Origin of the sequence: Escherichia sp. 94.0001, from assembly GCF_013369155.2 — a bacterium.
GTDB lineage: Bacteria > Pseudomonadota > Gammaproteobacteria > Enterobacterales > Enterobacteriaceae > Escherichia > Escherichia coli_F.
Window position 1 is genome coordinate 1 of sequence record NZ_JABWMS020000271.1, and the last position, 328, is coordinate 328.

Consider the following 328-nt stretch of genomic DNA (forward strand, 5'->3'; position numbering starts at 1 on the left):
GCATCTGCCTTTACGGGGATTTACAACGATTTGGCCGCCGCATCGACCTTCGTGTGAAAACGGGTGCTGAAGCCATCCGGGCGCTGGCCACACAGCTTCCGGCGTTTCGTCAGAAACTGAGCGACGGTTGGTATCAGGTACGCATTGCCGGGCATGATGCAGGCGAAAACGAATTATCATCCCGTCTTAGTGAGCCGCTGGCAAATGGTGCAGTGATCCACATCGTTCCGCGTCTTGCGGGAGCCAAAAGTAGCGGTGTTTTTCAGGCGGTGTTGGGTGCGGCGTTGATTGCTACGGCAATCTGGATGCCGGGGATCAGTATCGCTTT

Annotated in this window: 1 pseudogene; it reads left to right on the top strand. The window is 56.1% G+C overall.

What is annotated here, in order from left to right:
* Window positions 1-2: 2 nt before the first annotated feature.
* A pseudogene (locus HEN33_RS25670) lies at window positions 3-328 on the top strand (tail assembly protein); the annotation flags it as partial.